This window comes from Brevundimonas sp. RM1, assembly GCF_052907225.1.
This window is the reverse complement of record NZ_JBRERY010000004.1, coordinates 1-12893: the sequence shown is the minus strand read 5'-3', so window position 1 is coordinate 12893 and position 12893 is coordinate 1. Positions and strand designations below refer to the sequence as shown.

The following is a 12893-nucleotide window of genomic DNA, read 5'->3' as shown; positions in this document are numbered from 1 at the left end:
ACGAGACAGATTGACTGAACAGCTTCGATGCAGCCTTGACGCAGATCAAGGCGACTGGACGCGGCTTCGGTTCCAATGCCCCTATGACAGAGTCCCGCTTCGCGTCCGATGCGCCTCGCTTGGAGGTGGCCCCCCTCAGCGAAGCCGAGGCGCCGGCCGCCTTCGCCCTGGCGCGGTTGTGGCGGCCCAATCTGGAGCCGGCGCAGTGGAACGCCTTCCTGTCCGCCTGGCGCGCCGCACCGGAAAGCCGGGGCATCCTCAGCGCCCGCAATCAGCGCGGCGGGGTGCTGGGCTTCGTCAGTTGGTGGCGCCAGCCCGATCTGGAGTACGGCGAGACCCTGTGGGCCGGTCCCTTCGTGGTGCGCGAAATGGGGGTGCGGCCCCTGGTGCGGCAGAGCCTGGCCGTCGAACTGACCGCCCTGGCCTGCCAGTTGGGCGCTCGGCTACGCTACGCGGAGGAAGCCGCCGCACCGGACTGCGCCGCCGAACTGACGGCTAGGACAGGCTGACCTATTCGGAATCGGCCGCTTATCGCCTAGACTGCCGCGCTATCCGGGAGACGACGTTCGTGAACACCGCTGCGGCCCAGGCCGAAATCGAAGAGGTGCGTCTGGAAGACGTCCATCCGTGCTCCACCTGCGGCGCCCGCCCGCTGGGCGTCTGCGCGGACCTGAAGGGCCATGAACTGCAGAGCATGGCCTGCGCCAGCGAAAGCGTCTCGGCCCAGCCGGGACAGGCTCTGTTCCATGAAGGCGATCCGAACCCCTATGTCTTCAACGTCGTAGACGGCGCGGTGAAGCTGTATCGCCTGCTGCCCGACGGACGACGCCAGATCACCGGCTTCCTGTTCCAGGGCGACTTCCTGGGCCTGGGCGGACGCGGTCCGTCCAGTTTCACGGCCGAGGCTTTGACGCCGCTGAACGCCTGCCGCTTCCGGCGCGGCGACTTCGATCAACTGCTGAACGCCCTGCCCGCGCTAGAGCACCGCCTGGTGGCCCTGGCCGGGGACGAACTGATGGCCGCGCAGGAGCAGATCGTCCTGCTGGGCCGCAAGACCGCGCGCGAGCGGCTGGCCAGCTTCCTGACCCGCCTGTCCGAGCGACAGGTGCAGCTGGGCGGCGCCGTGGGCCACGTCCACCTGCCGATGACGCGGCTGGACATCGCCGACTATCTGGGCCTGACGATCGAGACGGTCAGCCGGGTCTTCACCCAGTTCAAGACCTCGGGCCTGATCCAGCTGCTGCCGGGCAATGACGCCGCCCTGCCCGATCCGGCCGCGCTGAAGGCCCTGGGCGAAGGCGCCGCCTGATCTCATTTCAGAAAAAAGGTGAAGGGGACGCGGCCTGACGTTCCGCGCCCCTCCCTGCATCGGCTTTAGAACTTGCGGCCGACGCCCACCGACACGACCCAGGGATCCAGGCTGACGCTGCTCTTCAGCGCGCCGCCGTTGATCTTGGCGTCCGTGTCGAACCACACCTTTTTGGCGTCGAGGTTCAGCGTCCACGGGCCGGAGAGGTTCCAGTCCGCCCCGGCCTGAAGCGCGACGCCGAAGCCGTCGTCCAGATCGACCTCGAAGCCGTTCTTATCCTTGCCGCTGAAGAAGGCCATGTAGCTGACGCCCGCCCCGACATAGGGGCTGACCGTCGCGTTCGGCGTCGGCCGGTATTGCAGCGTCACCACCGGCGGCAGCACCCAGGTCTCGTGCACGGCCACGTCGGTGGCGCCGCCCTTGGCCCGGACTTCGTGCTGGGTGGCGCCCAGGATGGCCTCGACGGCCCAGTGGTCGGCGACGAAATAGGTGAAGCCCAGCGTCGGCATCCAGTCGTCGCCGACATCGACCTTCAGGCCGCTGTCGGCCCCAGCGGCGGTGACGATGGCGTCGTCGGCCTGCGGCAGGACGCCCGTCATGCGGGCCGTGACGATCAACGAGCCCTTGCCTACCTGTTCAGGCGCGGCGTTCTGGGCCGAGGCGGCGCCCGCGACGGCCAGCAGGCTGACGGAAGCGATCAATGCGGCGGCGGTTTTCATTAGTTTAATCCCCGACATTCGCCGGATCGAAAAACGCCCGGCTTCGATGTCTTGCCGACCATGCGCCTGCAACCGCCGTACAGCCTTGATCCATCGCAAGCCATGGATATTTCTTCGGTTTCAGCCAAGAAAAATCCCCTCCGACAAACGCCGAAGGGGATATTTCCGCTGGTATCAGCGGCCGAAGCGTCAGGGCTCTGAATGGCCCTCGTCTCCGGCGTCCGACAGTTGGAACTCATGCCACAGGCCGTTCAGCACCCCGAAGAGCACCGCAAGGCCCAGGCCAAGGATCCAGGCGAAATACCACATGGAATGATCTCCTTTCGCGGGATCAGTAGAGGTCGGGGTTGCTGCGCAGCGCCTGGGTCGTGGAACGACCCCACAGCACCTTGTAGACCCAGGCCGTGTAGAGAAGGATCAGCGGCAGGAAGATCAGCGTCACCAGTAGCATGATGAACAGCGTCAAGTGGCTGGACGATGCGTTCCACACCGTCAGGCTGGACTGCGGGTCGACCGTGCTGGGCAGGATGAAGGGGAACATCGACAGGCCGACGGTCGAGATGATGCCCACCGCCGACAGCGACGAACCGCCGAAGGCCAGGGGCTCGCTGCGGCGCCACAGGCCCAGGACCGCCGCCGCCGCGCCGAGGAAACCGAGCGCCGGAGCGATCATCATCCACGGATAGCGTCCGTAGTTGTCCATCCAGGCGCCTGAGACCGCCTCGACCGTGGTGCGCAGCGGGTTCGACGGGCCGTTGACGTCCAGGGCTCCGGTGATGCGGAAGCCCATGTCGCCATAGGCCACCATCAGGCCGCCGATCGCAAACAGGGCGATGCTCAGCACGCCGGCGACGGTGCCGATCATGCGTGCGCGGTCGGCCACGGGCCCCCGTTCGGCCTTCAGCCCCAGCCAGGCGGCGCCGTGCAACACCAACATGGCCACGGACAGCAGACCCGCGATCAGAGTGAACGGCGTGAACAGGCCCAGCAGCGAACCGTCATAGAAGGCGCGCAGTTCGCTGGTCAGGCGGAAGGGCGCGCCCAGCAGGACGTTGCCCATGGCCACGCCGAACACCAGTGCCGGCACAAAGCCGCCGATGAACAGCGCCCAGTCCCACATCGAGCGCCACTTCGCTTCGGGCCGCTTGGAGCGATACTTGAACGCGACCGGGCGCAGTATGAGCGCCGACAGCACCAGGAACATCGCCAGATAGAAGCCGGAGAAGCTGACGGCGTAGACGAAGGGCCAGGCGGCGAAGATCGCACCGCCGCCCAGGATGAACCATACCTGGTTGCCTTCCCAGGTGGCGCCGACGGTGTTGATCACCATGCGGCGCTCTTCGTCCGTCTTGGCGACGAAGGGCAGAAGGGCGCCGACGCCCAGGTCGAATCCGTCCGTCAGGGCGAAGGCGATCAGCAGAATGCCGACCAGTCCCCACCAGATCAGGCGAAGCGTGGCGAAGTCGAGAGGAAGTTCCATCTTCGATTATCCTTGATCTGAAGCGTCAGGCCACGGCCGGTTCGGCGTCTGCCGCCGACTCGTCCTGGGCTTCCTGTTCGTGGAAGGGGCCCTTCTTGATGGCCTTGAGGATCAGGCCCACTTCAATCACGGCCAGGGCGCCGTAAAGCACGGTGAAGCCGATGATCGTCGTCCACAGTTGCGTCACCGTCAGGCTGGATGCGCCCAGGAAGGTCGGCAGGACGCCTTCCACGGCCCAGGGCTGGCGGCCGACCTCGGCCAGAATCCAGCCGAACTCGATCGCGATCCACGGCAGCGGAATGGCCAGAACGGCCAGACGCAGGAACCACCGGGTTTCGTGCTTGCGCAAGGTGCACAGAATGAAGGCCGTGGCGAACAGGCCGATCATCAGGAAACCGATCCCCGCCATGACGCGGAAGGTCCAGAACATCACCGGCACGTTCGGCACCGTGCTCCAGGCCGCCAGTTGGATCTGTTCGGGCGTGGCCAGACGCGGATCCTCGACATAGCGTCTCAGCAGCAGACCGTAGCCCAGGTCGTTGCGGACCGTCTCGAACTGGCCGCGCGCAGCCATGTCGGTCGGATCAGCCTTGATCTTCTCCAGGGCGTCGTAGGCCACGACGCCGCGCTCAATGCGGTCCTCGGCGATAGCCACCAGGTTCAGAATGCCTTCGACGGGCTTGTCGACGCTGCGCGTGGCGATCAGACCCAGAACATAGGGAATCTTCACCTCATAGTGCGTTTTGCGGTCTTCCAGGCTGGGGAAGCCGATGGCCGTCAGGCCCGCCGGGGCCTCTTCGGTGTGCCACATGGCCTCCAGAGCGGCGAGCTTCATCTTCTGGTTGTCGGTCAGGGCGTAGCCCGACTCATCGCCCAGAACCACGACCGACAGCGACGAGGCCAGACCGAAGGCTGCGGCCACCGTCATCGACCGCTTGGCGAAGCCCTTGTGCTTGCCCTTCAGCAGATAGAAGGCCGACACGCCCAGCACGAAGACCGAGGCGCAGACATAACCGGCCGAAACGGTATGGACGAACTTGGCCTGGGCCACCGGGTTGAACAGCACGGCCATGAAGTCCGTGACCTCCATACGCATGGTGTCCGGATTGAAGGCCGCGCCGACCGGGTTCTGCATCCAGCCGTTCGCGATCAGGATCCACAGGGCCGACAGGTTGGTGCCCAGCGCCGTCAGGAAGGTGACGAACAGGTGAGTCACCGGCTTCAGCTTGTCCCAGCCGAAGAACATGAGGCCCACGAAGGTCGCTTCCAGGAAGAAGGCCATCAGGCCCTCGATCGCCAGCGGCGCCCCGAAGATGTCCCCGACGTAGTGCGAGTAGTAGCTCCAGTTCATGCCGAACTGGAACTCCATGGTGATGCCGGTGGCGACGCCCAGCACGAAGTTAATGCCGAACAGCGTGGCCCAGAAGCGGGTGATCGTCCGCCAGATGGGCCTGCGGGTCATCACATAGATGCTCTCCATGATGACCAGCATGAAGGAGAGGCCCAATGTGAGGGGCACGAATAGAAAGTGGTATAGCGCCGTCAGTGCGAACTGAAGGCGTGACAGGTCTACGACCGCCAGGTCGATCATGGGTTCAGGCTCCTGACCGCCAGCCCCCATCGACCGGCGTTCTACTATAACCTAAAGTCGCACCGTTTGGCGCGCCTTGATCCTGATCAAAGCTGGCGACAGCGACTTGAACTAGAGGGCGTTTCGCCCAAAGACCTTTCGCCACATAGGCTTTTTGCCCCATCCTCTATCGTGGCCGGTTGCATTGGATGAAGCCGGATCAGGCCCACATTCCCAGAATGGCGCACCAGGAGACGTGATGACGGCCCAGCCGGTCGACCCTCAACAGGCGGATTCGCGACGAATCGCAGAGACGACGGCGCCTGCAGCCTGGTTGAAATCCGCCCTGTCGCCCTGGCGTCGCCTGATGAGCCTGGGCGGCGCCCTGGTGATCGCGGACACGGTTCCCGCCATCGGCTTCGCCGCCGGACTGGCCCTGGCCGTCGGCGCCTTGCCGCAGGGTCTGGCCGAAGCCGTTCCCGGCCTGATTCTGGCGACTGTCGCCCTGATCGCGCGCGCCGCGCTCAACCAGGGCGCGGTCTTCGTCAACACCCGCGCCGCCCGCGCCGCCAAGAACGGCCTGCGACGTCACGCGCTGAAAGGCGCCTTGAGCGGCCGCCTGTCTGACGCCGCCGCCATGACCGCCGCCGCCGAGGGCGTAGAGGCCCTGGACGGCCACGTCGCCCGCTTCGCCCCCGCCCGAACGGCGGCGGCCGTCTCACCCCTGATCCTGATCCTGGCGGCGGGGATCGTCAGCCCCTTCACCGCCGGCATCCTGATCTTCACCCTGCTGCCCTTCGTGCTGGGCATGGCCCTGACCGGCATGGCGGCCGGCGCCGAGAGCCGCCGTCAGTTCCAGGCGCTGGAACGGCTGTCGGGCCTGTTCCTGGACCGGGTGCGCGCCCTGCCCGCCATCCTGTCCTTCCAGGCCGAGGCGCAGCAGACCCGCGTCATCGCCCGCGCCTCGGACGACCTGGCCCGCCGCACCGGCAAGGTGTTGAAGGTCGCCTTCCTGTCCTCGGCGGTGCTGGAGTTCTTCTCAGCCCTGGCTGTGGCCCTGGTCGCCGTCTACTGCGGCTTCAACCTGCTGAAGCTGCTGCCCTTCCCCGCGCCGGACGAACTGAGCCTGACGCAGGCCTTCTTCGTCCTCGCCCTCGCGCCCGAGGTCTATCAGCCCATGCGCCGTCTCGCCGCCGCCTATCACGACCGTCAGGCCGCCGAGTCCGCCGTCCCCAGCCTCAGCCGCCTGGACCAGGCCGACGAGGCGCCCCGCGCCCGCCCCTCCCCGCCCGTCGCAGCGCCCGCCGTGCGTTTCAAAGACGTGGCGATCGCCTATGAGGGCGCGCCGGTCCTCAGCGGCTTCGATCTGACGGTCGCGCCCGGCTCCATCGTGGCCCTGACCGGCCTCAGCGGGGCAGGCAAGACCAGCCTGCTGAACCTCTTCCTGGGCCTGGCGCCCCTGTCTGGAGGCGAGGTTGAAGTCGGCGACGCGCGCCTGTCGGACAATCCCGACCTGGCCGCCTGGATCGCCTGGGCCGGTCAGGCCCCGGTCGTGATCCGCGGAACCCTGGCCGAGAACATCGCCCTGGCCCGGCGCGGGGCTACGCCCGAAGAAATCGAACAGGCCGCCCGCAAGGCGGGGCTCGACGGCGCGCTGGACCGCCGGATCGACGAGCGCGGCGGCGGCCTGTCAGGCGGCGAGCGGCGGCGTCTGGGCCTGGCCCGCGCCTTCCTCAAGCCCTCGCCCCTGCTTTTGCTGGACGAGCCGACCGCCAATCTGGACGCCGCGGCCGAGGCCGCCCTGCTGCCGCTCATCCGCGAGGCGGCGCGCGGGCGCACGACCCTGATCGCGACCCATTCCGACGCCGTGGCCGAACTGGCCGATGTGGTGGTGCGCCTGTGAAGCCTCAGTCCTCTCCCGGCGTCGCCCGCCTCAAGGCCATGATCCGCGCCCAGGAGCGCGCCCAGTTTCCGCGCCTGCTGGCCGCTTCGGTCACGGGGGCGCTGGTCTCGGCCGGGGCCGTGGCCCTGCTGGGGGTGTCAGGCTGGTTCATCACCGCATCCGCCCTGGCCGGCGCCGTCGGACCGGCCGCGGCCCAGGCGTTCAACTATCTGGTGCCCAGCGCGGTCATCCGCTTTCTGGCCATCGTGCGCACCGCGTCCCGCTATGGCGAGCGCGTCACCGGACACGAGGCGGCGCTGAAGGCGCTGGCCGCCCTGCGCCCCCAGCTGTTCGACGGCCTGGCGCGCGGCCCCGCGACCCGCGCCCTGTCGCTGGCGGGCGGCGAGGCCTCGGCCCGTCTGGTGCAGGACGTCGACGCCGTTCAGGACCGTTTCGTGCGCCTGTCCGCCCCGTGGAGTGCGGGCGCAGGCCTGCTGACCGGCATGGTGATGGCCTCGCTGGCCGGATGGCAGGCGGCCGTTGCGGTGGCGCTGGCCGCCGTAGTCAGCGTGGCGCTGGGCGTCCTCATGGGCCGTCGTCTGGCCGAACCTGCGGGCCGCCGCTTGCAGGAGGCCATGGGCGACTTCAAGACCGACTTCGCCGCCATGGCCGCCGCCGCGCCTGAACTTCAGGCCTATGGCATGAAGGACTGGGCCGTGGACCGCCTGGCCCGTCAGGGCGGCGCCGTCGAGGCCGCCGCAGAGGCCCTGGCCCGCGCCGGAGGCTGGCTGATGGCGGGCCAGACCCTGGCCATGGCGCTAGGCGTCACGGGCGCGGCGCTGGCCGCAGGCGCCGCCTCTCCCGCCCTGACGGCGCTAGCCATGCTGGCCGCCGTCGCCACGATCGAGAGCGCCGGCAATCTGCTCAACGCCCTGCGCCAGAACGGCGCCGTCGCGGTCGCCGTCCAGCGTCTGGGCGAACTGTTGGATGGGGAAGCGCCCGTCGCGGCGCCTGCCGCCGCAGCGCCGACGCTTCGCCTGTCATTCGCCGATCTGCGCCTCACGCCGCCTCAACGCCTGGCTGTCGTGGGCCGCTCAGGCGCGGGCAAGACCACCCTGATCGAGCGGATGATGCATCTGCGCGCGCCCATTCCAGGCGAGGTCGCCTTCGCCGATATGGACGGCGCCGCCCTGGCCCCGGATGCGGTGCGGCCGCTGTTCGCCTATGCGCCGCAACAGGCGGTGCTGATGGCTGGAACGGTGCGCGAGAACCTGCGCCTGGCCGCCCCCACGGCGGATGACGACCAGCTCTGGGCCGTGCTGGAGGACGCCGGACTGGCTGATCGCATCCGCGCCGCGCCCGGCGGCCTGGACGCGCCTCTGGGCGAAAACGGCGCACGGCTGTCAGGCGGCGAGCGGCGGCGCCTGGGCCTGGCCCGCGCCTATCTGCGCCCCGCCCCCTGGCTGGTGCTGGACGAGCCGACCGAAGGACTGGACGCCGCCACTGAGGCCAAGGTGCTGGACCGGCTGTCGCAACGCCTCCAACGCACGGGCCAGGGCCTGATCCTGGTCAGCCACCGCCCGGCCCCCCTGACCCTTTGCGATCAGGCTCTGACGGTCAGCGGCATCAGCCAGAACGGCCATATCCAGGCCGACGTCGGACCGCTTCGGGCCGCGGCCTGATCTGCGAGACCTTTGATCTCCATCAAGGCGAAGAGGGCCGAGATAGGCTCTGCTGTCGGCATAGGAGAACTGTCATGCCTTCAGAAATCGTCGCTCCCGTCGCCGCCATGGGCGCCTTCTTCCTCACCTTCATGGCCGCCATGGCCTATGGCGTGATCAGCAGCAACCTGGCCGACCGCAAGGCGCGCTGACCATGACGCTGCACCATATCCGGCTGGAGTTGGCCCGCGAGGCCGATGCGCCGCACGGCGATCCGCGCGACGGCTATGATCTGGTCATGACGCTGGACCAGCAATCACGGCTGGACGCGGCGGCTCTGCTCGCTGCGCCTGAGCGCACGCGCGTCCGTCGTTTCCACGACGGCGAAACCCTGGCGGTCGGCCAACTGTCTCAGGGCGCCGACGGCCGCTGGGTGCTGGACTTCCCCGGCGAAGAGTCCGACGCCGTCGGCTTCCGCCTCGAAAGCGAACGCTTCGTGCCGGGGGAATACGTCTCCCTGGCCGAGCCGGGCGGCCCCATGCGTCCCTATCGGGTCGCCCTGGTCCAGCCGCTGGATCGCGACTGAACCGTCATGATCGACGCCGCCTGGATCAGGCGGCGTCGATTTCTTCGCCCTTGATGACCGGGCGGAACAACAGCTTGTCGATACGTCGATCGTCCATGTCGATGACCTCGACCTCGAAACGCCCCAGTTGCAGGACGTCGCCCTCGTTCGGCACCCGCGACAGATGGTGCAGCACCAGGCCCGCCACCGTGTGGAAGCCTTCATGCTCGCCGAAGTCTTCGCCCAGGGCCTCACCCAGTTCATCCAGATCGATCTGACCGTCGACAGCCCAGGTGCCGTCAGCGCGCTTGCGCACGGCCGTCTCGGCCTCGTCATGGCTCTCGTTGAAGTCGCCGGCGATCATCTCCAGCAGATCCGTCGCCGTGACCACGCCTTCAAAGGCGCCGTATTCATCGACCACGAAGGCCATGTGCACCTTCGAGCCCTTCAGGATCTCCAGCGCCTTCAGCACCGAGGTCGACTGCGGGATGAAGGCCGGCTCGGCCACCAGCTTCTCGACATTGAACTCGCCGTTGTCCAGCAGGCTATCCAGCAGATCCTTCTTGTGGACCACCCCCAACGGATTATCGATGTCGTTGTCGCGCGCCACCACGATGCGCGAATAGGGGCAGGTGCGGATTTCCTCGCGCAGCATCTCTTCCGAATCGTCCAGGGCGATCCAGTAAACCTCGTGACGCGGCGTCATGGCCACGCGCACGGCCCGGTCGCCCAGGCGCAGGATCTCTTCGATCATCTCCTGCTCTTCCGGCTCGATCAGGCCCGCAGAAGTGCCCTCGGCCAGAATGCTCTCCACCTCTTCCTGGGTGACGTCCGAGCCGTCGCGGTCCTTGACGCCCAGCAGTTTGAGGATGCCCGAGGTCGAGGCCGTCAGCAGCAACACGAACGGCTTCATCACCAGGGCCAGGGTCGAGATCGGACCGGCCATCTTGGAGGCGATGGTCTCGGGGAAGATCAGGGCCAGCCGCTTGGGCACCAGTTCGCCGACGATCAGCGAGACATAGGTGATCAGCACCACGACCACGCCGGTGGCGATGATCTGCGAATAGGGGGCCAGGGCCGGCAGGTTCGCCGTCAGGATGTCATCCAGCTCGCCTGCGATGGCGGCCTGACCGTAGGCGCCCGCCAGAATGCCGATCAGGGTGATGCCCACCTGAACCGCCGAAAGGAACTGAGTCGGCTCCTCGGCCAGCTTCAACGCGGCGCGGGCGCCGCGGTCGCCTCGTTCGGCGCGGCTCTGAAGCTTGGATTTGCGGGAGGACACGACCGCGAGTTCGGTCATGGCGAAAAGGCCGTTCAGCACCACAAGCAGCAGCACGACGACGATAGCGATGGTCAACATCGAAAAGGGAGAAGCCCTGACGCGGCGCGACTAACGGCGTCCGCGCAGCCGATAGTAAAGGCGAAGCCTCGTCTGCGCCAGCACTGTTGTCAAAACTGCGGCGTTCAGCCCGTTCGAGCCGCTTCGACGCCGCCGTAGAAGCCCGTATCGACGTCGCCTTGCCTCATATGTCCGGCGGCGCAGGCGCTGAGCCCGATCACCAGACCAATCATCAAGCCTAGACGAGCGGCGCGTTTCATCGTGGTTAACCGATCATTGACGACCGCTTCTGAACGCCGAGCCGCGCGGCCCGGTTCCTGCGGTCAGGCGGCCGAAAGAACCGGCTCGCCCGACCATTCAGCGGCGGCGGCGGCGCCCTGCTCCATCCCCTGCAACAGGATGTCCAGAGTGACAGGCTTGGACACCAGATGATCGGCGCCCGCCTGCACCGCCTTCAGATGGTGAACTTCGGTCGTATTGGCCGTCAGCATGACGATGGGCGTGCGTTCGGCGCCCAGTCGCGCTTCGTCGGCGCGGATGCGGCGCATGGCGTCCAGCCCGTCCATGACCGGCATCTGCATGTCCATCAACACCATATCGAAATGCTCCTGCTCGAAACGCCGCACGCCTTCCAGACCGTTGTCGGCAGTGACGATCTCGAAGCCCAGCGGCTCCAGCAGGCAGCGCACCACCATCTGATTGGCCGGGTTGTCCTCGACCGCCAGGACGCGAATCTGCGCGCCCTCATCCGACGCATGCGCCGCTTCAACCGATGTCGCCGCCGGTTCGGCCACGACCGCCGCCACACGCTCGACGGGCAGGACCACACGGAACAGACTGCCCTCGCCCAGCGCCGACTCTGCGGCAATCTCTCCGCCCATCAACTCGGCCAACGACTTGCAGATGGACAGGCCCAGACCTGTACCGCCGAACTGGCGCGATATGGCGTCATCGGCCTGAACGAAGGGATCAAACAGGCGTCGCGCCGCTTCGGCGTCAAAGCCCATGCCCGTGTCCTCGATCTCAATGATCAGATGTTCCCGGTTGTCCTCGGCGCGCACGTCGACACGAACAGATACACGCCCCTCAGCCGTGAATTTCACCGCATTGGACACCAAGTTGGATACGATCTGGGTGATGCGGACGCCGTCGCCGATCACCTGCCCCTGCGCGCTCGGCGCAAACGCCACGTCCAGCGTCAGCCCCTTGTCCTCGGCGACCGCGCGGCGCATCTCGACGACGGCCTCGATGTCGGTTCTGAGGTCAAACGGCGTCAGCGACAGGCTGAACTGACCCGCCTGCATCTTCGACAGGTCCAGCATGTCGTCCAGCACGCGACGCAGGGCGTCCCCTGCTCCGGTGATCAACTTCAGCATCTCGGTCTGGCGCGACGTCAACGTCGTGTGCGCCAGGGCCGAGGCCAGGCCCAGCACGGCGTTCAGCGGGGTGCGCACCTCATGGCTGATGTTGGCGAAGAAACGGTCCCGCACCTCGGCGGCCTGTCGCGCCTCGGCCTGCGCCAGTTCCAGGGCCTTGAGCGCGCGGACGTGGTCCGACACCTCAAAGCGGATGGCGGTGTAGGTCTCGGGCCGCCCGTCAGACCCCAGGTTCGGCACGATGGTCGTATCGACCCAATAGGGCTCGCCCGACTTGGTGCGGTTCTGGATGGTGCCGCGCCACACCTCGCCCCCCGCGATGGTGCGATACAGATTGCGGAAATAGTCGCGCGGGTGGACGCCCGAGTTCACCACCCTGTGCGTCTGACCGATCAGTTCCTCGCGCGAGTAGCCGCTGACCGCCTCGAACTTGTCATTGCAGTACAGAATACGGCCGGCGCGATCCGTGATCGCCACGATGGCGGCCTCGTCGAGCGCGGCGGAGAGGCCGGCGCGGCGGGGCCAGTCAACGTCAGTCATAGATGCTCCTTTCAGCGGCGCCTGATGGCCCACGCCTGGCTGAGAAAAGCTTAACCGTCCCATTCGACCAAAGTCGGGCGCCCGCTCTGATTCAATGCATCGTCAGAAAGCAAAACGGCCCCCGGATTTCTCCGGGGGCCGCTCTGTTACGCTTTACTGCGGCCTACCGCCCTTGCGGGCTGCTTGAGGCCGGTACGCTTACGCATACTCGTACTGTGCGGCTCGAAAGCCGCCCGTCGATATTACTCGACGATCTTGGCCCCGGCGGGAGCGAGCTCCCGCCTAGGCTTTAGTCTCGCGTGGCGAGGATCGTCGATTACTCGACGATCTTGGCCACGACACCGGCGCCGACGGTGCGGCCGCCTTCACGGATGGCGAAGCGCAGCTTCTCTTCCATCGCGATCGGCGTGATCAGCTCGACGTCCAGCTCGGCGTTGTCGCCCGGCATGATC

The 12893-nt window shown here is 67.2% G+C and carries 12 protein-coding genes; 5 read left to right on the top strand and 7 right to left on the bottom strand.

Annotated features, from left to right (window positions below; genetic code table 11):
* The first annotated feature begins 125 nt into the window (after window positions 1-125).
* Together ACU5AP_RS05550 and ACU5AP_RS05545 are read left to right on the top strand one after the other, a co-directional pair.
* Window positions 126-509 carry a hypothetical protein gene (locus ACU5AP_RS05550; RefSeq protein WP_128720755.1) on the top strand — a complete coding sequence of 128 codons (384 nt, stop codon included), beginning with the start codon at window positions 126-128 and terminating at the stop codon, window positions 507-509.
* A gap of 59 nt (window positions 510-568) precedes the next feature.
* The gene (locus tag ACU5AP_RS05545) at window positions 569-1309 is read left to right on the top strand and encodes a Crp/Fnr family transcriptional regulator (protein ID WP_446680919.1); all 741 of its coding nucleotides are present in this window, start codon (window positions 569-571) and stop codon (window positions 1307-1309) included.
* Window positions 1310-1374: 65 nt separating this feature from the next.
* Here the strand turns inward: ACU5AP_RS05545 and ACU5AP_RS05540 are convergent, their stop codons facing one another.
* The 4 genes from ACU5AP_RS05540 to ACU5AP_RS05525 form a co-directional block, all read right to left on the bottom strand.
* On the bottom strand, window positions 1375-2028 hold the full coding sequence (locus ACU5AP_RS05540) for an OmpW/AlkL family protein (protein WP_223851000.1): 654 nt from the start codon (window positions 2026-2028) through the stop codon (window positions 1375-1377).
* Between the two features lie 189 nt (window positions 2029-2217).
* Window positions 2218-2337 (bottom strand): cytochrome bd-I oxidase subunit CydX, encoded by a 120-nt coding sequence (cydX, locus tag ACU5AP_RS05535; protein ID WP_003165496.1) that lies wholly within the window; start codon window positions 2335-2337, stop codon window positions 2218-2220.
* A 22-nt stretch (window positions 2338-2359) separates the two neighbouring features.
* On the bottom strand, window positions 2360-3508 hold the full coding sequence (gene cydB / locus ACU5AP_RS05530) for a cytochrome d ubiquinol oxidase subunit II (RefSeq protein WP_003165497.1): 1149 nt from the start codon (window positions 3506-3508) through the stop codon (window positions 2360-2362).
* Window positions 3509-3533: 25 nt separating this feature from the next.
* Window positions 3534-5096: a cytochrome ubiquinol oxidase subunit I gene (locus tag ACU5AP_RS05525; RefSeq protein ID WP_040346820.1), complete on the bottom strand. Its 1563-nt coding sequence runs from the start codon at window positions 5094-5096 to the stop codon at window positions 3534-3536.
* Between the two features lie 241 nt (window positions 5097-5337).
* On the opposite strand from ACU5AP_RS05525, the gene cydD reads away from it, so the two are divergent.
* The 3 genes from cydD to ACU5AP_RS05510 all read left to right on the top strand — a co-directional run bounded on the left by cydD (window position 5338) and on the right by ACU5AP_RS05510 (window position 9207).
* Complete coding sequence (cydD, locus tag ACU5AP_RS05520; RefSeq protein ID WP_446680918.1) at window positions 5338-6981, top strand: thiol reductant ABC exporter subunit CydD; 1644 nt, start codon at window positions 5338-5340, stop codon at window positions 6979-6981.
* Entirely contained in the window at window positions 6978-8642 is a 1665-nt protein-coding gene (locus ACU5AP_RS05515; protein WP_446680917.1) for an amino acid ABC transporter ATP-binding/permease protein, read from the top strand. The genes cydD and ACU5AP_RS05515 overlap by 4 nt, the downstream gene beginning before the upstream one ends.
* A gap of 193 nt (window positions 8643-8835) precedes the next feature.
* A complete protein-coding gene (locus tag ACU5AP_RS05510; RefSeq protein ID WP_313521792.1) occupies window positions 8836-9207 on the top strand; it encodes a hypothetical protein in 372 nt (123 codons plus the stop codon).
* Between the two features lie 25 nt (window positions 9208-9232).
* On the opposite strand, the gene ACU5AP_RS05505 is transcribed toward ACU5AP_RS05510, so the two are convergent.
* The 3 genes from ACU5AP_RS05505 to ACU5AP_RS05495 form a co-directional block, all read right to left on the bottom strand.
* Window positions 9233-10546 (bottom strand): hemolysin family protein, encoded by a 1314-nt coding sequence (locus ACU5AP_RS05505; RefSeq protein ID WP_446680916.1) that lies wholly within the window; start codon window positions 10544-10546, stop codon window positions 9233-9235.
* 302 nt (window positions 10547-10848) lie between these two features.
* Window positions 10849-12441, bottom strand: a complete 1593-nt coding sequence (locus tag ACU5AP_RS05500; protein WP_446680915.1) for an ATP-binding protein — start codon at window positions 12439-12441, stop codon at window positions 10849-10851.
* Window positions 12442-12757: 316 nt separating this feature from the next.
* Window positions 12758-12893 (bottom strand): EF-Tu C-terminal domain-related protein (locus ACU5AP_RS05495; RefSeq protein WP_446680977.1); only part of this gene is annotated, 136 nt, incomplete at its 5' end.

Coding starts and splice junctions, on each gene's coding strand:
- ACU5AP_RS05540 (WP_223851000.1), bottom strand. CDS start 2,028: ATGAAAACCGCCGCCGCATTGATCGCTTCCGTCAGCCTGCTGGCCGTC.
- cydX (WP_003165496.1), bottom strand. CDS start 2,337: ATGTGGTATTTCGCCTGGATCCTTGGCCTGGGCCTTGCGGTGCTCTTC.
- cydB (WP_003165497.1), bottom strand. CDS start 3,508: ATGGAACTTCCTCTCGACTTCGCCACGCTTCGCCTGATCTGGTGGGGA.
- cydD (WP_446680918.1), top strand. CDS start 5,338: ATGACGGCCCAGCCGGTCGACCCTCAACAGGCGGATTCGCGACGAATC.
- ACU5AP_RS05510 (WP_313521792.1), top strand. CDS start 8,836: ATGACGCTGCACCATATCCGGCTGGAGTTGGCCCGCGAGGCCGATGCG.
- ACU5AP_RS05505 (WP_446680916.1), bottom strand. CDS start 10,546: ATGTTGACCATCGCTATCGTCGTCGTGCTGCTGCTTGTGGTGCTGAAC.
- ACU5AP_RS05500 (WP_446680915.1), bottom strand. CDS start 12,441: ATGACTGACGTTGACTGGCCCCGCCGCGCCGGCCTCTCCGCCGCGCTC.